We start from the raw sequence: 19,735 nt of genomic DNA, 5'->3' as shown, positions 1-19,735 counted from the left end.
GACGAACTCATTTCTGGAGAACATCATGATCAAAAACGGCACTCAACATATTGCGTCATTGCGCGACGGACGTCAGGTCTATCTCGACGGCAAGGCGGTCGGCGACGTCACCACGCATCCCGCGTTCCGCAACTCGATTCGCAGTTACGCGAATCTGTACGACTACCAGGCGCGTCCGGAAAACGTCGAGAAGATGACGTTCGTATCGCCCGATTCGGGCAATCGCGTGAGCCGCATCTGGGAACTCCCGACCTCTTACGAGCAACTCGTCGAGCGACGCATCGCGCTCGAAGCGTGGACGGAACTGCACTTCGGCTTCATGGGCCGCTCGCCGGATCACGTCGCGTCGTGCATCTCGGGCATGGTCATGGGCATCGATCTGTTCGAGCAATACGACCCGGCACGGGCCGGCGCGCTGCGCGACTACTACAAGTACGCCCGCGACAACGATCTCTTCCTGACCTACGTGATCGTCAATCCGCAGGCGAATCAGTCGAAGTCGGCGCATGAGCAGGAGGACAAGTATCTGGCGGTCGGCATCGTCGATCAGGATGCGGAAGGCATCACGGTGCGTGGCGCGAAGATGCTCGCGACGAGCGGCATCATGGCGAACGAAGTCTTCTGTAGCTGCATTCAGCCACTGCGTGAAGGCGACGAGATGTACGCGCTGTCCTTTGCGATTCCGATGAACGCGAAGGGCATGAAGGTGATGTCGCGCAAGTCGTACGAGGAGCACGCGCAATCCGTGTTCGACAACCCGCTGTCGAGCCGCTACGACGAGAACGACGCGGTGCTGTACTTCGACGACGTCAAGGTGCCGTGGGAACGCATCTTCGTCGCCGGCGATGTGGCGATGTGCGCGAAGCAGTTTCATGTGACGCCCGCGCACGTCTACCAGAACTATCAATGTCAGGTGCGCCTGATGACGAAGCTGCGCTTTCTCGTCGGCCTTGGTCTGCGCATTTCGGAAATCAACGGCACGAATGCGTTTCCGCAAGTGCGCGAGACGCTGGGGCAGCTCGCATCGGAAGCATCGATGGTCGAAGCCTATGTGTACGGCATGGAAGCGAAGGGCAGCGTCGTCAACGGCTACTACGTGCCCGACCGCAACATGCTGTACAGCTCGCAGGTGCTCACGCAACAGCTCTATTCGAAGATCCTCACGACGCTGCGCGAGCTCGCGGGCGGCGGAATGATCATGCTGCCTTCGAGCGTGCACGACTTCGAGAACCCGGACCTCGCACGCATCATCGAGAAGACGCAGAAGTCGCCCATTTGCAGCGCGGAGGAACGCGTGAAGTTCTTCAAGCTCGCGTGGGACGCGGTCGGCTCGGAGTTCGCCTCGCGTCACAACCAGTATGAGCTGTTCTATGCGGGCGCGTCGTTCGTGACGAAGGGCCATGCGTATCGCAGCTACGACTGGCGCCGCGCGACGGGTCTCGTCGACACCATGTTGTCGAGCTATTCGCTCGATTCGGAACTGGCGAAGACGCGCCAGGCCGCCTGAAACCGACTCGACGTAATCAACGCTTCCCTAAAGGAGAAACACATGGCTATCAACAAACTTCACGACGAGTTTCACGGACTCGACATGGCCGACGGCTGGCAGTTGCCGGAAGGTTATGCGCCCGGTTCCGGCGCACAGGAGCTGATCCTTTCCGGCGCGCTCGATACCGGCAACAAGCGCGGCAGCCGCACGCGATTGCTGCGCCTTCCCGCCGGCATGTACACGACGAAGCCGTTCGTCCACGACTACTGGGAAGAAGTGTTTCTCGTCGAAGGCGATCTGACCGTCGGCAATGACGAGCAAGGCGAGGGCGGCAAACCGTTCGAGGGCTACACCTACGCGGTGCGTCCGCCGGGCGCGTGGCATGGTCCGTTCAAGTCGAACGGCGGTTGCGTGCTGCTCGAAGTGCATTACTACGATCCGGCCTGATCATGCTGCCCGCTCTCGATTCTTTGCGTGCCCAACTCGCCGATGGTCGTATCGATGCCGCGTCGCTTCTCGCGTCGTGCATCGAACGTATCGGCGATGACTCGGGCGAAGGAAAGCGCGTCTTTCCGCACGGCGTGAGTGAAGCGGCCACAGCGCAGGCGACGGCGAGCGATGCGCTGCGCCGTCATGGCGTCGCGGGTCCGCTCTCGGGCATTCCGGTCTCGGTGAAGGATCTGTTCGACGTGCAGGGCGAAATCACGCGCGCCGGCAGCCGGGTCCTTCCCGAGCAGGCCGCCACGCGCGACGCTGTCGCGATCGGCAGATTGCGTGCGGCGGGCGCGGTGTTCGTCGGGCGCACCAACATGACCGAGTTCGCGTACTCGGGCCTCGGCATCAATCCGCATTACGGCACGCCCGCGAATCCGTTCGACCGCGATGGCGCGCGGATTCCCGGCGGATCGTCGTCGGGCGCGGCTGTGTCGGTGAGCGATGACATGGCCGCTGCCGCGATCGGCTCGGATACAGGCGGCTCGTGCCGGATTCCCGCGGCGTTGTGCGGTCTCGCGGGCTTCAAGCCGACGGCCGCGCGCATCCCGCTCGAAGGCGCGGTGCCGTTGTCGTCGAGCTATGACTCGATCGGTTCCATCGCGCGAAGCGTCGCGTGCTGCGCCGCGCTCGATTCGATCATGGCCGGCGATACCGAGCCAGCGGCGACCCTGCCGCTGCCGTTGAGCGGACTGCGCTTCGCCATACCGAAGACCATCGTGCTCGACGACATGGACGCGCACGTCGCCGCCGCGTTCGAGCGCGCGATTGCACGCCTAACGGCGGCGGGCGCGATCGTGCGCGAAGTCTCGTTCGAGAGCTGGCAGCACCTTGCGACGATCGGTCAGCACGGCGGGCTCGTCGCGGCTGAAGCGTGGGCGTGGCATGTCGGACTCATCAAGCGTCATGCCGACGATTACGACCCGCGCGTGATCGCCCGCATCCGGCTCGGCAGCGAGCACAGCACCGCGGAGTACCTGCGTAATCGTGCATTGCGTGCGCAGCTATGCCGTCAGGCCGACGATGAGTTGCGTCCGTTCGATGCCATCGTCTGCCCGACGGTGCCGATCGTCGCGCCGCGCATCGCGGACCTCGACGAAGAGCCCGCATACACATCGACGAATCGCTTGCTGCTGCGCAATCCGTCGATCGCCAACATGCTCGATTTATGTTCGCTGTCGATTCCGTGTCACGCGAACGGCGACGCGCCCGTGGGACTGATGTTGATGGCCAGGCACATGAGCGATCGCCAGTTGCTCGCGATGGGTATCGGTGTCGAGTCGGTCGTGCGTCCGCAATGACGCAGCGTGCTTCACAAATACATATCAGGAGACTTCCATGTACAGACAACTCGCGTGCGGCGCGGTGTGCGCCGCGGTCGCGATGACGGCGAACGCAGCCGCCATCAGCGACGGCGTGGTGAAGATCGGCGTGCTCACGGACATGTCGTCGATCTTTTCCGATATCGGCGGGAAAGGCTCGGTCGTGGCGGCGCAGATGGCCGTCGACGATTTCGGCGGCAAGGTGCTCGGCGCGCCGGTCAAGGTGATCAGCGCGGATCATCAGAACAAGACCGATGTCGCCGCGACCGTTGCACGTGAATGGTTCGACAATCAACAGGTCGATATGGTGCAGGACTTGTTGCCGTCATCCGTTGCGCTTGCCGTGTCGAACGTGGCGAAGGAGAAGCACAAGATCGCGATCGCGAGCGGCGCGGGCACGACGAAGCTCAGCAACGAGGCGTGTTCGCCGTACACGATCCAGTACTCGTACGACACCTATGCGCTGACGACGAGCCTCGTCAAGGCGATGGCGCGCGCCGGCGACGACTCGTGGTACTTCCTGACCGTCGACTATGCGCTCGGCGCGTCGCTGAAGAGCGATTCTGCGGCGGCGTTGAACGCGACGGGCGGCAAGGTGCTCGGCGAATCGAAGCATCCGATGCACGCCGCGGACCTCTCCTCGAATCTGCTGCAGGCGCAGGCTTCGCACGCGAAGGTGATCGGTCTCGCCAACGCGGGCGCGGATACCGTCAACGCGATCAAGACCGCGCGCGAATTCGGCATCAACGCGCCGGGCAAGCAGAAGATCGCGGGCTTGCAGATGTTCATCAGCGATGTCCACAGTCTCGGCCTCAAGTCCGCGCAGGGAATGATGCTGACGACGCCTTTCTACTGGGACCGCGACGAAGCGAGCCGCGCATGGTCGCAGCGCTTCTACGCGAAGACGGGCCGCATGCCGACCTTCATCCAGGCGGGCGTCTATTCATCGACGCTGCATTACCTGAAGGCCGTGCAGGCGAGCGGCACCGATGCCTCCGACGCCGTGCTCGCGCAGATGCGCAAGACACCGGTGAACGACTTCTTCGCGACCAACGGCGTGATCCGCGCGGATGGGCTGATGGTGCACGACATGTACATCGCCGAGGTCAAGAGCCCGGAGCAATCGAAGAAGCCCTGGGATTACTACGCGATCAAACAGACCATTTCAGCGCAGGACGCTTATGCGCCGCTCGGCGCGAGCCGTTGCCCGCTGGTCGGCGGCAAAGTCGCTGCATCGAAATAAACGGAGCCAATGATGAAAGCCATCACATTCAACATCGAAACGCGCGACGGCAATGTCGAGCGCGCCATTGCAATCGACGCGCTCGTCATCGCGGGCTGGACCGGACGCGACACCGAAGCGATGGAGAAGCACATCCGCGAGCTCGAAGAGCTGGGCATCAAACGGCCTGCCTATACGCCGGTGTTCTATCGCGTGGCGGCCGATCGCTTCGGGCCTGCATCGACGATGCAGGTCTCGGGCGAGGAGAGCAGCGGCGAAGCGGAGTTCGTGCTGGTGAAGGACGGCGGCGAAGTGTTCGTCGGCGTGGCTTCCGATCACACGGATCGACAGGTCGAGGCCTATGGCATCACCGTGTCGAAGCAGATGTGCGACAAGCCGTGCTCGAACACGCTGTGGCGGCTGAGCGACGTGGCGGATCACTGGGATGCGTTGCTGCTGCGTTCGTACGCGACGATCGACGGCGAGCGCGTGCTCTATCAGGACGGCAAGGTGACCGCGATGCGCTCGCCGCAGGACTTGCTCGAGCAGTTCGCGCAACGCGGCGGCGAGTTCGTCGATGGAACCGCGATGCTCTGCGGCACGCTGGCGGCCATCGGCGGAATTCGCCCGGCGCAGCGCTTCGAGACCGTGCTCGAAGACCCGGTGCTCGGCCGCGCGCTGCGCCACGCTTATGAGATCGAGACGCTGCCGGTGATGGGCTGAGGAGAGCGCGATGACGCATGCAGAGATGATTCTGGAGACAAAGGGTTTAACCAGGCAGTTCAACGGCTTCACGGCCGTCAAGGGCATCGATCTTCGCGTGCGGCGAGGCACGATCCACGCGCTGATCGGACCGAACGGCGCGGGCAAGACCACGTGCTTCAACCTGCTGACGAAATTTCTGACGCCGACTTCGGGACAGATCTTTTTCGATGGCCGCGAGATCACGCGGGCCGCGCCCGCCGCGATCGCGCGCAAAGGCGTGATCCGCTCGTTCCAGATATCGGCGGTGTTCCCGCATCTGACGCCGGTCGAGAACGTGACCATCGCGTTGCAGCGGCCGCTCGGCGTGTCGTTTCGCTTCTGGAAAAGCAGCGCGATGCTGACGCGCCTGCGGGAACGCGCACTCGATTTGCTCGGCGAGGTCGGCCTTGCCGCATACGCCGATGTGAAGACCGTCGAGTTGTCGTACGGCCACAAGCGCGCACTCGAAATCGCCACGACGCTTGCGATGGACCCTGTGCTGATGTTGCTCGACGAACCTACGCAGGGCATGGGACACGAGGACGTCGATCGCGTGACGGCGCTCATCAAGAAGGTATCGAGCGGAAGGACGATCCTGATGGTCGAGCACAACATGAAGATGGTGTCGAGCATCGCGGACACGATCACGGTGCTTCAGCGCGGCGAGATTCTGGCGGAAGGCGATTACGCCTCCGTCTCCGCGAACCCGCAAGTGAAGGAAGCGTACATGGGGACGGAAAATGAATCACTCGCACATTGAAGCGCCGGATGATGCCGGCATCGACACGGCGACATGCGAAGACGCGCTGCGTGTCGCGGGCCTCGAAGCGTGGTACGGCGAATCGCATATCCTGCATGGCGTGGACCTGCGCGCGGCGCGCGGCGAAGTGGTCACGCTGCTCGGGCGCAACGGCTCGGGCCGCAGCACGACGCTGAAGGCGATCATGGGCCTGACCGATCGGCGCAGCGGCTCGATCCGCATCGACGGACGCGAGACGATCGGCCACGAGCCGCAGCGCGTGGCGCGCCTCGGCGTCGGCTATTGCCCGGAGGAGCGCGGCATCTTCGCGGGACTGTCGTGCGAAGAGAATCTGTTGCTGCCGCCGCGTCTGCCGGACGCGAAGGGCACGCCGATGCCGCTCGAAGAAATCTACGCGATGTTCCCGAACTTGGCCGAGCGCCGCGCGAGCCAGGGCACGCGTCTGTCGGGCGGCGAGCAGCAGATGCTCGCGATCGCGCGCATTCTGCGCACCGGCGCCGACATTCTTCTGCTCGATGAAATCTCCGAAGGGCTCGCGCCGGTGATCGTGCAGACGCTCGCGCGCGTCATCAGGCTGCTGAAGTCGCGGGGCTTCACGATTCTGCTCGTCGAGCAGAACTTTCGCTTCGCCGCGCCGCTCGCCGATCGCTTCTATGTGATGGAGCACGGACGCATCGTCGATGCGTTCGAGTCGGCTCGTCTTCCCGAGAAAACGGCCACGCTGCAAGCGCTGCTCAACATCTGACCGGAGCGAAACATCATGGAATTCTTTGGTATGCCGCTGCAGGCGGTATCGGGCCAGCTCGTCCTCGGTCTGATGAACGGTTGCTTCTATGCCGTGCTGAGCCTCGGCCTGTCGCTCATCTTCGGCCTGCTGAACGTGATCAATTTCACGCACGGCGCGTTCTTCATGCTCGGCGCGCTGTTCGCGTGGATGGGCACGAACTATTTCGGCTTCGACTACTGGCTGATGCTCGTCATCGCGCCGCTGGCGGTGGGCGCGGTCGGCGTGCTGGTCGAGCGTTCGATGCTGCGCCGTCTCTACAAACTCGATCATCTGTACGGCCTCTTGCTCACGCTCGGCGTCACGCTGATCTTCGAGGGACTGTCGCGTTCCGTCTACGGCGTCTCGGGGATGTCGTACGCCGCGCCCGACAACCTCGCGCGCGCCGTCGATCTCGGCTTCATGATGCTGCCCGCGTATCGCGCATGGGTCGTCGTCGCATCGCTCGCCGTGTGCGGGGCGGCGTGGTGGGCGATCGAGCGCACGCAACTCGGCGCGCTGTTGCGCGCGGCGACGGAGAACCCGCGCCTCGTCGCGGCGTTCGGCGTCGATGTGCCGCGCATGGTGTCGCTGAGCTATGGCTTCGGCGTTGCAATCGCCGCGTTCGCGGGCGTGCTCGCCGCGCCGGTGATGCAGGTGTCGCCGCTGATGGGGCAGAACGTGATTATCACCGTGTTCGCGATCGTCGTGATCGGCGGGATGGGCTCGATCGCCGGATCGGTGCTGACGAGTCTCGCGCTCGGCATCCTCGAAAGCCTGACGAAGCTGTTCTATCCGGAGGCGTCGGCGACCGTGGTGTTCGCCGTCATGGCGCTGGTTCTGCTCGTGCGTCCCGCCGGGCTGTTCGGTCAATCGAAATGAGGTGTCTCATGCATAACCGCTTTGCATTCGTCGTCGCATTGGCCGTGCTCGCCGCCGCGCCGTGGCTCGGCGCCTATCCGGTCTTCATGATGAAGCTCATGTGCTTCGCGTTGTTCGCCACGTCGCTGAATCTGCTGCTCGGCTATGTCGGCCTGCTGTCGTTCGGTCATGCGGCGTTCTTCGGCGTCGCGGCCTATGTCGCGGGCAGCGCGTTGCGCGATCACGGCTTGCCGCCCGAAGCGGCGTTGCTGCTCGGCGCGGGCGCCGGGGCCGCGCTCGGCTTCGTGATGGGTTTGCTCGCGATTCGCCGCAAGGGCATCTACCTCGCGATGGTCACGCTCGCGCTCGCCCAGATGATCTATTTCTTCTGCGTGCAGGCGCCGTTCACGGGCGGCGAGGACGGCATGCAGGGCGTGCCGCGCGGGCGGCTGTTCGGTGTGCTCCCGCTCGACGACGACCTGACGCTCTACTACGTCGTGCTGGCCATCGGTGCGATGACGTTCGCGTTCATCGGCCGCGTGATCGATTCGCCGTTCGGCCGCATTCTCGGCGCGCTGAAGGAGAACGAGGCGCGCACGGTTTCGCTCGGCTACGATGTCGATCGCTTCAAGCTGCTGGCGTTCGTCATATCGGCTGCATGTGCGGGCCTCGCGGGCGCGATGAAGACGCTCGTGCTCGGCTTCGCCACGCTGTCCGACGTGCACTGGACGATGTCGGGCACCGTGATTCTCATGACCCTGCTGGGCGGTCTCGGCACGCGGTTCGGTCCGGCGGTCGGCGCGGTGATCGTCGTCGGGCTCGAAACGAAGCTGGCCGCGTTCGGCACGTGGCTCGCGGAACTTACGCATATCGCGTGGTTTCAGGGACTGGGCGAATCGGTCAGCATCGTGACCGGGATCATGTTCGTCGCCTGCGTGATGCTGTTCCGGCGCGGCATCGTGGGGGAGATGGCTCAGTGGTACGGTCGTCGTGACCGCGAAGGCGGGCGCTTGCCCGGGCATCTCGTCAGCCACGACAGTACCTGAGTTCTCGTTACTTCGCAGGCAGATAATCGAACGGACCTTTGGACGTGACGAAGAAGATGCACTCGGTCTGCGAGATGCACTTCGTCACGTGCTGTTCGCCGCCTTTCTGATACCAGTACGAGCCGGCAGCAAGCGGATGATCCTGCCTCGAGCCGGGAGCTTCATTGGCGACGACGCCAGCAATGACGACGCCGTAATACGAGTAGGTGTGCGTGTGAACGCCGCTGGCGGTGCCGCCAGCCATCTTGATGTAGTTGCTATGAGCACTGGACGCCGGGTCGCCCCAGCCGTTCGCGATGGTCAGACCTTCCTTGTTTTGATAGAACTTTAACTCGGTTACTGGAACGACCTTCGATGTATCGGCGTAAAGATCGGCTTTGTCGCCGGCCGCTGCTGCAAGTACGGGGATTGCCGCGAGAAATGCTGCTGCTGCTGCGAGTCGTTTGGCTTTGGTTGAGAAAGACATTTCGGATTCCTTTAAGATGTTGTCGAATCTATCGTTTGCTGCGAAGAATTTCGGCCCGGAGATAGAACCCCGGCACCGTGTATTCAGGCTTTTTGCGTTTGCTGACCGTACAGTTGTTTGCGATGCTCATCGGTCAATTGCGAAGGACGGATCTCTTCACCCAGCGCGTATGCGCGTTTCACGGCAGGCCGATTGCCGACGCGATCCAGCCAGCGGGCGACATGTGGAAACTCATCCAGGGCAATCCCCTGCGCGGCGTACTGCAAAGCCCACGGGAAAGCGGCCATATCGGCAATCGAATACTCGTTTGCGATGTATTCCCGATCGGCCAGGCGCTTGTTCAGAACTGCGTAGAGGCGCTTTGCTTCTTTACTGAACCGGTCGATCGCGAGCGGCTGCGCTTCCGACGCATAGTTTCGAAAGAAGACTGTCTGGCCCAGGATCGGCCCGAGGCCGGCCACCTGCCAGAACAGCCATTGCAAGACTTCGACGCGACCCTGCGGGTTCGCCGGAATGAACCGGCGCGTTTTCTCGGCCAGATGCAGAAGAATCGCGCCGGACTCGAAGATCGACACATCGAGTTCACGGTCGACGATGGCAGGCATTCGATTGTTTGGGGAAAGCTTCGCGAATTCAGGCGTGAATTGGACACCCTTGCCGATATCGACGGGGTGAACCCGGTAATTCACCAGCGCTTCTTCGAGGAAAATGGCGACCTTCTGACCGTTGGGCGTCGGCCAGTAATAGAAGTCGACATTGGCGGCGGCTGTGTTCGCTGCTGTGTTCATGATGGGATTTCTCACTGTTCATACGGGGGATCACACGGTTGGTGCGATTGATGGCGCCCAGTATGTGCCGTGGCCGGAAGGTGAGAAACAGGGCTAGCCCGAAAGGATCTTTCGCGAAACGCGAAAGCTGGGGCTGCGCGCGTCGGCTATGCGTACCACAGTGCGGTGTCGGCCCTCAATGTTTCGACCGCCAGATCGACGAATACGCGCACCTTTTGATTGACGTGCCGGCCCTCGCGATGCACGACGTTAATGGGCAGCGTGGCCAGCTCGTGCCCGGGAAGCACGACTTGCAGCTTTCCTGCCGCCAGCGCGGGTGCGATCTGACAGGACAGCAGGCACACGATTCCCAGTCCGGACATCGCAGCCGACATCGCCGAGTCGTTTGTCGTCGTGATCAGGCGTGGCTGGATGGGCACGACGATGGGCTTGCCGTCCACGCGAAAGCGCCATTCGGGCGATGGCGTCGAAGGAAGCGACTGGATCGTCACATGTGACGCGAGATCCTCGGGCTTTTGCGGCTCGCCGCGTGCCTGGAGATAGGCCGGCGACGCGCAAAGAAGGCTGCGCACCTTGCCCACCGAGATTGCCTGAAGGGAGGAATTGGGCAGATCTCCGATACGGATCGCAACGTCGACGCCCTCGTCGACCAGATTCACGGTCCGGTCCAGAAACCAGCAGCTCGCGATGACATCCGGATATCGCGCGAGATATTCCTGGACGATCGGCGTCACATGGGTATTGCCGAGAACGATGGGCGCGGTCACCGTCAACTGGCCTCGCGGCGATGTGCGCGCGCCGGCCGCGGCGAGCTCCGCTGCCTCCACGGTCGCGAGAACGCGGCGGCATTCATCGAAGAATGCGGCGCCGGCATCCGTCGTTCGGACGATGCGCGTCGTGCGGTTCAAAAGACGCACGCCGAGATGCGCCTCGAGATCGTTGACCAGACGGCTGATAACGGATGTCGAGACCTGTAGCTTGCGTGCCGCCGAAGAGAAGCCTTCTGTTTCGACGACCGTCACGTAAGTCGCCATAGCCTGAAGTTTGTCCATATGCGACGCGACCCGAAAGAAGAATCGAGGCAGATGCCGTGCGTTATCGAGTCCCGGCGGATGGCCGGACACTCGATGAACGATAGGCAATGATATGGGAAGCCGGCGGCGACAGCGCTAACAACAACGCCTTGAGGGATAAACGCTATTCGTCCAACGCGATTGCAGGGCGATAATCAGGACATTCGACTACTCGACGACCCAAGATGCGCGACCGAATCGACGATGAGATCACCTTCCGCAAGCTCGAAGTCCTGCTCGCATTCATGGAGACGGGCAATCTGGCGAAGGCGGCCGAAGCGCTGAACGTGAGCACGGTCAGTGTGCATCGCGCGCTGCACTCGCTCGAACAAGGCGTGCGATGCGCGCTGTTCCGTCACGAGGGCCGCAATCTCAAGTCGACCGAAGCGGCGCAGATGCTCGCCGACGTGGCGCAAGAGGTGATGACGCTGATGTCCGACGGCATTCGCGCGACACGCGAGGCGGCGGGTTATTCGTCAGACCGGCTCAGGATCGGTTCGCTGTATTCGCTGACCATCAAGAGCGTGCCCGGCATCGTCGTCGATATCAAGGTGCGCAGGCCGACACTCCACGTCGAACTGGTGCTCGGTCCGAATGTAGAACTGGTCGACAAACTGAAGCGGGGCGAAATCGATGCGGCTCTGATGGCGGTGCCGGATGCCGAACCCGAGATCGAATCCATCCCCCTTTTCGAGGACGATATTTTCTTCGCCGCACCGGCGGGTTCCGCCTACGCAAATCAGGAAGCCGTCGATCTGCGGGACTGCCGCGACGAAGCATTCGTTTCGCTCGGCGAGGGCTTCGCGACCTATCACGGTTTCGTGGAGGCATTTCGCGTCGCCGACTTCACGCCGAACGTGACGATGCGCACCGGCGATATCTTCTCGCTGATGAACCTCGTGAGCGGCGGCGTCGGCTACACGCTTTTGCCCGGGCGCGTGCGCGGCGTCTTCGGCGACAAGGTGCAATTCATTCCGCTCAAGCCGCAGTACCTGATGCGTCAGACTATCGGCGTGAGCTTTCTGCGCGCGCGTGAGCGCGACCCGAACCTGCTCGCGCTGATGGCCGTCTGCCGTCTGCGCACGAGAAGCGCCGGCTGACGCTTCAGCGTTCGTCGCGTGTCCGTTCGCGCTCGACGAGCGCGCCGAGGTCCGTCAGCGAGGTCTCGCTACAACTTACGGCGACGCCCTCCGCGAAAATCGGCCCGGCCATCCGCGTCAGGACGTTTGCGGGCGGCATCTCGATCGCGAGGCGCGCGCCGCGCTCCCACGCGAGTCTCATCGTGTCGTGCCAGCGCACCGGCCGCGCCATATTGCCGGCAAGGTCGGCGGCGATGCGCGCACCGTCGAAAAGCGGCCGCGCGGCGCTGCTGCTCAGATACACGATACCCGGCGCACGCACGTCGACGTGGGCGAACGCATCGGCAAGGGCGGCGGCGGGCGCATCGAGCAGGGCGCAATGCGACGGCACCGCGACATCGAGACGCTCGCAACGTTGCGCGCCCTGTTCGATTGCAAGCGTGGACAGACGCCGCATCGCGGCATCGCTGCCCGCGACGACCATCTGCGTTTCCGTGTTGATGTTCGCGAGGAAGACATCGCCGCTCACTTGCGCGATCAGCCGTTCGAGCGCCCGTTGCGTCATGCCGACGATCGCAGTCATGCCGTAGCCGCCCGGATAGGCGCGCTCCATCGACTGGCCGCGCAAGGCGACGAGCCTGATGGCGTCGGAGTAGGCGAGGGCGCCGGCGATCACGGCGGCGGGATACGCGCCGATCGACAGTCCCGACACCATGTCGGGCTCGTGGCCGCACGCCCGAATGACGCGCGCCTGAGCGACGCCCGCGATCAGCAGACAAAGCTGCACGGCGACGGTCGAGCGAAGCGCTGCCGCGTCGTCGATGGACTTCACGTCGTAGCCGAGCACGTCGCTGGCTTCTTCGAGCGTGCGGGCGGCTTCCGTGCGCGCCGGCAGCGCATGCAGCATGCCGGCGCGCTGAGAGCCCTGACCGGGAAACGTGAATAGCACGCTCATGATGCGTCCGGCGACCAGGGATCGGCGACGAGCACGGGACCGCGCCCGGTCTTCAGCAGAACGCGGTCCGCGTTGCCGGCCCACTCCGCGAGAGCGAGGCCGCCGTGGCCGTTGTCCACTTGCATGTCGATGCGCGCGGGCATGGTTCGCAGCAGCGACAGCAGCGCGCGCGCTTCTTCTCGCGGCAACGGCTTTTCGGCACGCAACAGGAGGTCGAGGTCGCTGTCCTCCCGGAGCGTGCTCACGCCGCTTGCCAGCGCAAAGCCGACGCTGCCGGTAATGCCCCAGATCGACGGAAGCCGGTCGAGTTCGGGCGCGATGCGATCGAGTGCGCGAATGCAGGGCAGGTTCGCGAGCGCGACGTGTGCCCGCCAGCCGCGCGCCCGGGCGAGCGCTTCGGGTGACACGCGCCTCACGATGCGCTCGCGGGCCACGAAAGCCGCGAAGCGCTCGCCGCGCGTGCGTCCTCGAATCCCGACCGGCACGACGCCATGCTCCGCGACCGCCTCGCGCCGCACGACCACCGGCGCGATCGACAGCCACTCGGGCGAAGCCCATGCGGGCACGTCCGATATCGGCGTCGCGATCCACAAAAGGTCGTGCGCTCGGATGACTTCTTCGTTGATGGACACGATGGTTCTCTCGGACGCATCACGCGCCCATCAGCGCCTTGGTCGCGAAAAACAAGAGCGAGGGCCCGAGCAGGCAGCCGACGCCCGTGTGGAAGGTCGCGATCAGCGCGCCGTAGGGAACGAGCCGGCGGTCGGTTGCGGCCAGTCCCGCGCTGACGCCGCTCACGGTGCCGGCCAGCCCGCCGAAGATCATCGCGGAACGTGGCGTCTTCAGTCCCATGAAGCCCGCCGCGATCGGCGTGCCGATCATCACGATGATCGCCTTGATGAGACCCGTCGCGATGCTGAGCGCGATCACATCCGAGCTCGCGCCGATCGCCGCGCCCGTCACCGGACCGACGATATACGTGACCGCGCCCGCACCGATGGTCGTCATGCTGACCGCATCCGTGTAGCCGAACGCATGTGCGATGCTCGCGCCGACGACGAACGGCAACACCGTCCCGAGCAGCAGCGACACCACGCCGATCAGCCCCGCCTTGCGCGCTTCGGTCGCCTGCACTTCGAACGCGGTCGCGACGATGGCGAAGTCGCGCAGCATCGCGCCGCCCATCAGGCCGACGCCAGTGAATAGCGGCAGGTCCGCGAGACCTTTTTGCCCGCCGGTGAACGCGCCGCCGATGTAGGCGAGCACGAGGCCGATGACGATCGCGATCGCCGAACCGTGCACGCGCCCGAAGGTCAGCTTGCGCGAAATCAGCGACGACACCCACATGATGAGGCCCACGAGGAAGAACGAGGTGACGAGGCCGTTCTGGATCAAAATCTTGTCGAGCATATGCAGCATGACGGTCTCCTGCTTCAGATTTCTTCGAGGTGCGGGGCGCTCACGAACGACGTGCTGTCGTGACCGGTGCGGGAAAGAACGGCGATGCAGCCCGCGCAGACAGCGGCAGCGCCCAGCGCCGACAACAGCGCGACGGGACCGCCCTTGAGCGCGGCGACGACATTCTGGTTCGCCGCCATCGCGACGACGACGGGGATATACATCGCGCCCCAGAAGCCCACGCCCGCTTCGGTTTCCTTCGGCAGCCAGCCCTTCTTGTGCAGATAGAGGCGCAGGAAAATCAGCAGCAACATGGCGATGCCGACGCCGCCGACGTTCGTCTTCACGCCGATCGCGACGCCGAGCAAATCGCCGAGAAAGAGTCCTGCTAAGTGGCAGAACGCCAGAAGGGCGGTTCCGTAGATGATCATGTCGTGTCTCCGTTAATGAATTTATTGGTTTCCAGCGAGCCGCTGCGCAAGGCGGGTTCTAGCGCCACTGCTCCCGCAACTTGCGCCGCACCGTCGCGGAAGCAGCACGGTGCTCGCTGCCGAGCCGGCTTTCCAAACCGCGTGAAGGATCGCGGCGGATGTCGTCGAAGGCGGCTTGCAGGGACTTCTCGACGGCTGTCTGATCGGCGCGGGTCGGCGCATCGGCGTTGCCTACGCTCAGGAGCTTCCACAGCAATCCGAGGGACGCATAGTTGTCGATGTCGTAGGCCATCGGCGGCACGCGCGCCGTGAACGCTTCGAGATCCGCGACCGAGCGCAACGTGACCCGAGCGGCCGATTCCTTGCCCATCGCATGAACCATGACCTGCGAATCGGCGAGCGCGATCAGCCGGTTGGCCTGATAGCCATGCGCGAGAAACGCCCCCGACATCGCGCGCCCGACGATCAGCCCGATCACCGGATGACCCGCGAGCCGTGCGCTGGCGTAGGCATCGGCGGCGCCGGCGAGCGCCTGGTGGATGCCATACGCTTCCTCGCGCCGTCCATACGCCTGACTCGCGACATCGATGACCGCGACGATCGCGCGCTTCTCGTCGTGCGTCTTGTCGGCCGCGATGACTTCGCGCACCGCCCGCGCGAGTTCCCACGCCTCGACGAGCCCGACCTCGCCGCTGCGCGCACGCGGAAACGGATTGTCCGGATCGGGCACCACGGCGATGTAGCGCGCGCGATGCTCGCCCAGCCGCGCATCGGCGACTCGCACGGACGGCGGATAGCCGGGCTGCAACGGCGCGCTGTAGGTGAGCGCGTCGAGCCAGACCGCGCCGCGCTTCGAAAGCTCTTGTGTGCTCATGACTGAAACCCCTTGCCGTAGATGGCGGCTGCCTGTTCGGGCGTGGCCTGCACGCCCGGATCGACCTCGGACAAGCGCGCGAGGAAACCCGCGACGCGTTCGCTGCGGCATGCGTCGGGCCGACCCGCGCGAAACAAGTCGATGACGGCCGCGCGAATCGCATCGGCGTCGTCGGCCACGTAGTCATCGACGAGGCCCGTGCGATGCCGTTGCTCGCAACCGGTGAAGCTCCAGATCATCGGACGGTCGCGCGAATCGAATTCGGCGATGCCCGCTTCCTGCTCGATGACCGCCGGGCCGTTGAGGCCGAGGCGCGCCTCGCGCGTGCCGATCAGATAGCTGCACAGGCCCGCCGCGATCGACATGCCGCCATAGCAGCCGATCGGCCCGGCCGTGATGCCGATCACCGGCTGGTAGCGCCGCAGGTCGACGATGCCCGCGTGAATCTCCGCGATCGCCGCGAGCCCGAGATTGGCTTCCTGCAGGCGCACGCCGCCCGTTTCGAAGAGGATGACCGCGCGCGTCGGAATGCCGTTGCGATTGTCCTCGGCCGCGAGTTCGAGGCTGCCCGCGATCTTCGTCGCCGACACCTCGCCCATGCTGCCGCCCTGGAATCCGCCGTCGATGCCGAGCACGACGGCGGGCTGCCCGTCGATGCTGCCCTTCGCGACCACCATGCCGTCGTCGGCCTGCGTGACGATGCCCTGGCGCATGAGCCACGGCGACGTGACGCGCTGGAACGGGTCGAGCAGTTCGCTGAACGTGCCCTGGTCGAGGAGCCGTTTTGCGCGGCTGCGCGCATCGAGCTCGATGAAGCTCTGGCGTTCGAGCAGTTGCTGTGTATCCATGATCTTCACGCTCCGCCGGTTGATTGCAGTTGTTCGAAGACTTGCCCGATGCGCATCTGCACGACGCCCGGCGTCGCGCCCGAATCGTTGATTTCGAGTTTCGCGGCGGGCAGCGAGCCGTCGCCGAAAATGCGTTCGAGCACGGCTTGCCAGAGTCGGCCTTTTCCGTCGACGGACGTCGTGATGTTCACGACCGTGCGATTCGCCGCGTTCGCTTCGAGCAGCACTTCGAGGTCGCCCGAAGCGACGACGCCCACGAGCGCGCGGCCTTGCGCGGGTTGCCCCGCCGGGAATTCGAGGACGATGGTTTCCATGTGTGTTCCTATGCGTTCGACGGCTGGTTGGCTTCGCACTGAAGCCGGTCGAGAAAGAGGGCTGCGGCGAGCAGATCGGCGGCGCCGCCGGGCGATACGTGCAGTTCCACGAGACGCCGGTCCAGTGCCTTCAGTTCGCGGCGTCCCGCGAGCGCGGCGGCGCCGCCTCGTTCGAGCACGCAGCGCGCGCCGTGCTGCATCTCGGCGAGCGCGTCACGTCCGCCGCGCGCGAGCACGCAGGTGTCGTCGAGCGTCGCCATCACGGCGAGCAATGCGTTGAGGCGCGCAGCCGTTTCGCTGTCGCCACGCGCGCGCGAGCGCATGAGTTCCGGCAGCGCGATATCCACGACATGCGGAAAGCCTGCCTGCGCCTGTCCGCGCGCGCCGCCGACGTTATAGTCGATGCATGCCTGCTCGCCCTTGTTGCCGGTGATCGCCGGGGCGTGGCGATCCTGCACGCGAGCGATGGAGCCGGCACGCGACGCGACGGCGCGCGGATCGAGTTCCAGAGGTTCGCGCGCCGCTGCGGTCACGAGCAGCCCGAGCGCCCAGATTGCGCCGCGATGCGTGTTCACGCCGCCGGTCGCGTCGAACATGCGCGCTTCGCCGTCGCGTCCGATTGCGCCGATACGCTCGCGCAGCGCGCGCATCGGTTCGATATCGATGCCGGCACGCGCCAGCTCGACGAACGTCGGCTGCAATGCGAGCGCCGATACGCACATCAGGCCCCAGTCGAGATCGCGATGCGCGCCACGGCTGCGGATATCGACGAGACCGGGTTTCGGCGCAAGCGTGACTTCATCGATCAGCGCTTGCACCACATGCGCGCCGAAACGTTCGGCCAGATCTGGCGCGCGGCGCAGCGGCCGCGCCGCGTGCATAGCGAGGTTCGCGCGCATTACCAGCTCCGAAAGCGTGCGGGCGGTTCGTACAGCCCGTCCGACCAGTCGACGATATCGGCCATGCTTTTCGCGGCGAGCAGCGACCGGCTCGCCTCGCTGCGATGGACGCCGAGGTCCTCGGGCAGCGCGACGAAGCCGTCGCGGCGCAGCGCGGCGAGCTTGCCTGCGTCGCTCTTGAGGCCGACAGGCGTGACGCCCGCGACGGCCGCGATCATCTCCTTGCGATGTTCGAGCGAGCGCGCCTTGTAGAGATACGCGATGCCTTCCTCGGTCAGCACGTGCGTGACGTCGTCGCCGTAGATCATGACCGGCGCGAGCGGCATGCCGGACTCGCGGCCGACCTCGACGGCATCGATCGATTCGACGATGGTCGGCTGGCCGCCCGCCTGGAACGTCTCGACCATCTGCACGACGAGCTTGCGGCCGCGTTCGAGCGGGCTGTCCGTTTGCAGCAGATCGAGCCATGCGGGCGTGGCGTGGCGCCGGCCGTGCGGATCGTGGCCCATGTTCGGCGCGCCGCCGAAGCCGGTGAGCCGCCCGTGCGTGACCGTCGATGAATTGCCTGCGCCATCCATCTGCAACGTCGAGCCGATGAACATGTCCACCGCGTATTGCCCGGCGAGCTGGCACATCGTGCGATTGGAGCGCATGGAGCCGTCGCGGCCGGTGAAGAAGATGTCGGGCCGTTGCGCGACATACGCTTCCATGCCGAGCTCGCCGCCGAAGCAATGCACGCTCTCGACCCAGCCGGTTTCGATCGCCGGGATCAGCGTCGGATGCGGATTGAGCGTCCAGTGACGGCAGATCTTGCCCTTGAGGCCGAGCCTTTCGCCGTAGGTCGGCAGGATCAGTTCGATGGCGGCCGTGTTGAAGCCGATGCCGTGATTGAGCGACTGCACCTGATGCCGCTCGTAGATGCCGCGAATCGCCATCATCGCCATCAGCACCTGGATCGGCGTGATGAGACGTGGATCGCGCGTGAAGAGCGGCTCGATGAAGAAAGGTTTGTCGGCCTGCACGACGAAATCGATCCACGAGCCGGGGATATCGACGCGCGGCAGGTCTTTCGGATCGTCGACGATCTCGTTGACTTGCGCGATCACGATGCCGTCGCGAAACGCGGCGGCTTCGACGAGCGAGGGCGTGTCCTCGGTGCTCGGACCGGTATAGAGATTGCCCGCGCGATCCGCCTTGTAGCCCGCGCACAGCACGACGTTCGGCGTCAGGTCCACATAGAGCCGCGCATACAGCTCGATGTAAGTATGAATCGCGCCGATCTCCAGGATGCCGTCCTGCAGAAACTGCGAGATGCGCAGGCTTTGCGCGCCGGCATACGCGAAGTCGAGCTTTCGCGCGATGCCGCGCTCGAAGAGATCGAGATGTTCGGCGCGGCTCACGCTCGGAATGATGAGATGCAGGTCGTGGACGACTTCCGGATCGACCTTCGCAAGCGAACGCGACAGAAAATCCGCCTGCTTCTGGTTGTTCCCCTCGACGACCACGCGGTCGCCGGGGGCGACGAGCGCTTGCAGGACATCGACGATGCGCTCGGTGGGCAGCACCATGCCGTCCGCTATCGATGCAACCCGCGCAAGCCGACGATGTTTCTCCGCGCGGCGCGTGGCCCAGCGGGACTGGCTCTGACTTTGACTGGACATGTGGACTCTCGCTCAAGACTTGAAGCGAGTCTAGGGAGCGGGAGAGGCGCGTTCAATCAGCTTCGGAATGCGTTCGTTATCGTCAGGGTAACGATCGGTCGGGGCACATCCTGTGTGCCGCGCGGGGCGGGGCTGTGGGGCTGAAATCCGATGATGAGGGTTTTCCCTCGCGGCGCTCGGCCGAAGTGCACGGGCGGCCATTTCCGGCCGAACGGCCGTTTCGCCGCCCGTGCATTCACAACGCGTCCGT

22 protein-coding genes are annotated in these 19,735 nt (G+C 64.6%); 10 read left to right on the top strand and 12 right to left on the bottom strand.

What is annotated here, in order from left to right; all coding sequences use genetic code 11:
- Window positions 1–25 precede the first annotated feature (25 nt).
- The 9 genes from QCE73_RS16820 to QCE73_RS16780 are packed head-to-tail and all read left to right on the top strand — an operon-like array spanning window position 26 to window position 8,699.
- Entirely contained in the window at window positions 26–1,507 is a 1,482-nt protein-coding gene (locus QCE73_RS16820) for a 4-hydroxyphenylacetate 3-hydroxylase family protein (RefSeq protein ID WP_035498998.1), read from the top strand.
- A gap of 42 nt (window positions 1,508–1,549) precedes the next feature.
- Window positions 1,550–1,936 (top strand): hypothetical protein, encoded by a 387-nt coding sequence (locus QCE73_RS16815; protein ID WP_035498997.1) that lies wholly within the window; start codon window positions 1,550–1,552, stop codon window positions 1,934–1,936.
- 2 nt (window positions 1,937–1,938) lie between these two features.
- Entirely contained in the window at window positions 1,939–3,282 is a 1,344-nt protein-coding gene (locus tag QCE73_RS16810; protein WP_309882456.1) for an amidase, read from the top strand.
- Window positions 3,283–3,319: 37 nt separating this feature from the next.
- Entirely contained in the window at window positions 3,320–4,546 is a 1,227-nt protein-coding gene (locus QCE73_RS16805) for an ABC transporter substrate-binding protein (RefSeq protein ID WP_309882455.1), read from the top strand.
- A gap of 12 nt (window positions 4,547–4,558) precedes the next feature.
- Entirely contained in the window at window positions 4,559–5,248 is a 690-nt protein-coding gene (locus tag QCE73_RS16800; RefSeq protein ID WP_309882453.1) for a DUF2848 domain-containing protein, read from the top strand.
- Window positions 5,249–5,258: 10 nt separating this feature from the next.
- Entirely contained in the window at window positions 5,259–6,029 is a 771-nt protein-coding gene (locus tag QCE73_RS16795; protein WP_309882452.1) for an ABC transporter ATP-binding protein, read from the top strand.
- On the top strand, window positions 6,010–6,774 hold the full coding sequence (locus tag QCE73_RS16790) for an ABC transporter ATP-binding protein (RefSeq protein ID WP_309882451.1): 765 nt from the start codon (window positions 6,010–6,012) through the stop codon (window positions 6,772–6,774). Before QCE73_RS16795 ends, QCE73_RS16790 begins: the two co-directional genes overlap by 20 nt.
- Before the next feature lie 15 nt (window positions 6,775–6,789).
- Window positions 6,790–7,674 carry a branched-chain amino acid ABC transporter permease gene (locus QCE73_RS16785; RefSeq protein ID WP_309882450.1) on the top strand — a complete coding sequence of 295 codons (885 nt, stop codon included), beginning with the start codon at window positions 6,790–6,792 and terminating at the stop codon, window positions 7,672–7,674.
- A gap of 8 nt (window positions 7,675–7,682) precedes the next feature.
- The gene (locus tag QCE73_RS16780; protein WP_309882449.1) at window positions 7,683–8,699 is read left to right on the top strand and encodes a branched-chain amino acid ABC transporter permease; all 1,017 of its coding nucleotides are present in this window, start codon (window positions 7,683–7,685) and stop codon (window positions 8,697–8,699) included.
- Between the two features lie 7 nt (window positions 8,700–8,706).
- Here the strand turns inward: QCE73_RS16780 and QCE73_RS16775 are convergent, their stop codons facing one another.
- The 3 genes from QCE73_RS16775 to QCE73_RS16765 all read right to left on the bottom strand — a co-directional run bounded on the left by QCE73_RS16775 (window position 8,707) and on the right by QCE73_RS16765 (window position 11,005).
- The gene (locus tag QCE73_RS16775) at window positions 8,707–9,165 is read right to left on the bottom strand and encodes a DUF4437 domain-containing protein (protein WP_238211659.1); all 459 of its coding nucleotides are present in this window, start codon (window positions 9,163–9,165) and stop codon (window positions 8,707–8,709) included.
- Between the two features lie 83 nt (window positions 9,166–9,248).
- Complete coding sequence (locus QCE73_RS16770) at window positions 9,249–9,953, bottom strand: glutathione binding-like protein (RefSeq protein WP_309882447.1); 705 nt, start codon at window positions 9,951–9,953, stop codon at window positions 9,249–9,251.
- Window positions 9,954–10,099: 146 nt separating this feature from the next.
- Window positions 10,100–11,005, bottom strand: a complete 906-nt coding sequence (locus QCE73_RS16765) for a LysR family transcriptional regulator (protein WP_309882445.1) — start codon at window positions 11,003–11,005, stop codon at window positions 10,100–10,102.
- A 206-nt stretch (window positions 11,006–11,211) separates the two neighbouring features.
- On the opposite strand from QCE73_RS16765, the gene QCE73_RS16760 reads away from it, so the two are divergent.
- Window positions 11,212–12,126: a LysR family transcriptional regulator gene (locus tag QCE73_RS16760; RefSeq protein WP_309882443.1), complete on the top strand. Its 915-nt coding sequence runs from the start codon at window positions 11,212–11,214 to the stop codon at window positions 12,124–12,126.
- A gap of 4 nt (window positions 12,127–12,130) precedes the next feature.
- Here the strand turns inward: QCE73_RS16760 and mdcH are convergent, their stop codons facing one another.
- Genes mdcH through mdcA form a run of 9 tightly spaced genes read right to left on the bottom strand, consistent with a single transcriptional unit; the run spans window position 12,131 to window position 19,485 of the window.
- Window positions 12,131–13,060 carry a malonate decarboxylase subunit epsilon gene (gene mdcH / locus QCE73_RS16755; RefSeq protein ID WP_309882441.1) on the bottom strand — a complete coding sequence of 310 codons (930 nt, stop codon included), beginning with the start codon at window positions 13,058–13,060 and terminating at the stop codon, window positions 12,131–12,133.
- Window positions 13,057–13,692 (bottom strand): malonate decarboxylase holo-ACP synthase, encoded by a 636-nt coding sequence (locus QCE73_RS16750; protein ID WP_309882439.1) that lies wholly within the window; start codon window positions 13,690–13,692, stop codon window positions 13,057–13,059. The genes mdcH and QCE73_RS16750 overlap by 4 nt, the downstream gene beginning before the upstream one ends.
- A gap of 19 nt (window positions 13,693–13,711) precedes the next feature.
- Complete coding sequence (madM, locus tag QCE73_RS16745) at window positions 13,712–14,479, bottom strand: malonate transporter subunit MadM (protein WP_309882437.1); 768 nt, start codon at window positions 14,477–14,479, stop codon at window positions 13,712–13,714.
- A gap of 14 nt (window positions 14,480–14,493) precedes the next feature.
- A complete protein-coding gene (madL, locus tag QCE73_RS16740; RefSeq protein WP_035498984.1) occupies window positions 14,494–14,889 on the bottom strand; it encodes a malonate transporter subunit MadL in 396 nt (131 codons plus the stop codon).
- A gap of 58 nt (window positions 14,890–14,947) precedes the next feature.
- Window positions 14,948–15,763, bottom strand: coding sequence for a biotin-independent malonate decarboxylase subunit gamma (mdcE, locus tag QCE73_RS16735; RefSeq protein ID WP_309882435.1), 816 nt, complete (start codon window positions 15,761–15,763; stop codon window positions 14,948–14,950).
- Complete coding sequence (locus tag QCE73_RS16730; RefSeq protein WP_309882434.1) at window positions 15,760–16,611, bottom strand: biotin-independent malonate decarboxylase subunit beta; 852 nt, start codon at window positions 16,609–16,611, stop codon at window positions 15,760–15,762. Before QCE73_RS16730 ends, mdcE begins: the two co-directional genes overlap by 4 nt.
- A 5-nt stretch (window positions 16,612–16,616) precedes the next feature.
- The gene (locus tag QCE73_RS16725; protein ID WP_035498982.1) at window positions 16,617–16,925 is read right to left on the bottom strand and encodes a malonate decarboxylase subunit delta; all 309 of its coding nucleotides are present in this window, start codon (window positions 16,923–16,925) and stop codon (window positions 16,617–16,619) included.
- A gap of 8 nt (window positions 16,926–16,933) precedes the next feature.
- Window positions 16,934–17,824, bottom strand: a complete 891-nt coding sequence (locus tag QCE73_RS16720) for a triphosphoribosyl-dephospho-CoA synthase (RefSeq protein ID WP_309882433.1) — start codon at window positions 17,822–17,824, stop codon at window positions 16,934–16,936.
- The gene (mdcA, locus tag QCE73_RS16715; protein WP_309882431.1) at window positions 17,824–19,485 is read right to left on the bottom strand and encodes a malonate decarboxylase subunit alpha; all 1,662 of its coding nucleotides are present in this window, start codon (window positions 19,483–19,485) and stop codon (window positions 17,824–17,826) included. Before mdcA ends, QCE73_RS16720 begins: the two co-directional genes overlap by 1 nt.
- Window positions 19,486–19,735 lie beyond the last annotated feature (250 nt).

The sequence above is a fragment of the Caballeronia sp. LZ029 genome (assembly GCF_031451275.1).
Taxonomy (GTDB): domain Bacteria; phylum Pseudomonadota; class Gammaproteobacteria; order Burkholderiales; family Burkholderiaceae; genus Caballeronia; species Caballeronia jiangsuensis.
Note: the sequence above shows the minus strand (reverse complement) of the source record. Positions and strands in the feature narration are given on the sequence as shown.

What these genes read in the sequence shown, in the direction of transcription:
- QCE73_RS16820 (WP_035498998.1), top strand. Translation starts at nt 26, where the DNA reads ATGATCAAAAACGGCACTCAACATATTGCGTCATTGCGCGACGGACGT.
- QCE73_RS16815 (WP_035498997.1), top strand. Translation starts at nt 1,550, where the DNA reads ATGGCTATCAACAAACTTCACGACGAGTTTCACGGACTCGACATGGCC.
- QCE73_RS16810 (WP_309882456.1), top strand. Translation starts at nt 1,939, where the DNA reads ATGCTGCCCGCTCTCGATTCTTTGCGTGCCCAACTCGCCGATGGTCGT.
- QCE73_RS16805 (WP_309882455.1), top strand. Translation starts at nt 3,320, where the DNA reads ATGTACAGACAACTCGCGTGCGGCGCGGTGTGCGCCGCGGTCGCGATG.
- QCE73_RS16800 (WP_309882453.1), top strand. Translation starts at nt 4,559, where the DNA reads ATGAAAGCCATCACATTCAACATCGAAACGCGCGACGGCAATGTCGAG.
- QCE73_RS16795 (WP_309882452.1), top strand. Translation starts at nt 5,259, where the DNA reads ATGACGCATGCAGAGATGATTCTGGAGACAAAGGGTTTAACCAGGCAG.
- QCE73_RS16790 (WP_309882451.1), top strand. Translation starts at nt 6,010, where the DNA reads ATGAATCACTCGCACATTGAAGCGCCGGATGATGCCGGCATCGACACG.
- QCE73_RS16785 (WP_309882450.1), top strand. Translation starts at nt 6,790, where the DNA reads ATGGAATTCTTTGGTATGCCGCTGCAGGCGGTATCGGGCCAGCTCGTC.
- QCE73_RS16780 (WP_309882449.1), top strand. Translation starts at nt 7,683, where the DNA reads ATGCATAACCGCTTTGCATTCGTCGTCGCATTGGCCGTGCTCGCCGCC.
- QCE73_RS16775 (WP_238211659.1), bottom strand. Translation starts at nt 9,165, where the DNA reads ATGTCTTTCTCAACCAAAGCCAAACGACTCGCAGCAGCAGCAGCATTT.
- QCE73_RS16770 (WP_309882447.1), bottom strand. Translation starts at nt 9,953, where the DNA reads ATGAACACAGCAGCGAACACAGCCGCCGCCAATGTCGACTTCTATTAC.
- QCE73_RS16765 (WP_309882445.1), bottom strand. Translation starts at nt 11,005, where the DNA reads ATGGACAAACTTCAGGCTATGGCGACTTACGTGACGGTCGTCGAAACA.
- QCE73_RS16760 (WP_309882443.1), top strand. Translation starts at nt 11,212, where the DNA reads ATGCGCGACCGAATCGACGATGAGATCACCTTCCGCAAGCTCGAAGTC.
- mdcH (WP_309882441.1), bottom strand. Translation starts at nt 13,060, where the DNA reads ATGAGCGTGCTATTCACGTTTCCCGGTCAGGGCTCTCAGCGCGCCGGC.
- madM (WP_309882437.1), bottom strand. Translation starts at nt 14,479, where the DNA reads ATGCTGCATATGCTCGACAAGATTTTGATCCAGAACGGCCTCGTCACC.
- madL (WP_035498984.1), bottom strand. Translation starts at nt 14,889, where the DNA reads ATGATCATCTACGGAACCGCCCTTCTGGCGTTCTGCCACTTAGCAGGA.
- mdcE (WP_309882435.1), bottom strand. Translation starts at nt 15,763, where the DNA reads ATGAGCACACAAGAGCTTTCGAAGCGCGGCGCGGTCTGGCTCGACGCG.
- QCE73_RS16730 (WP_309882434.1), bottom strand. Translation starts at nt 16,611, where the DNA reads ATGGATACACAGCAACTGCTCGAACGCCAGAGCTTCATCGAGCTCGAT.
- QCE73_RS16725 (WP_035498982.1), bottom strand. Translation starts at nt 16,925, where the DNA reads ATGGAAACCATCGTCCTCGAATTCCCGGCGGGGCAACCCGCGCAAGGC.
- QCE73_RS16720 (WP_309882433.1), bottom strand. Translation starts at nt 17,824, where the DNA reads ATGCGCGCGAACCTCGCTATGCACGCGGCGCGGCCGCTGCGCCGCGCG.
- mdcA (WP_309882431.1), bottom strand. Translation starts at nt 19,485, where the DNA reads ATGTCCAGTCAAAGTCAGAGCCAGTCCCGCTGGGCCACGCGCCGCGCG.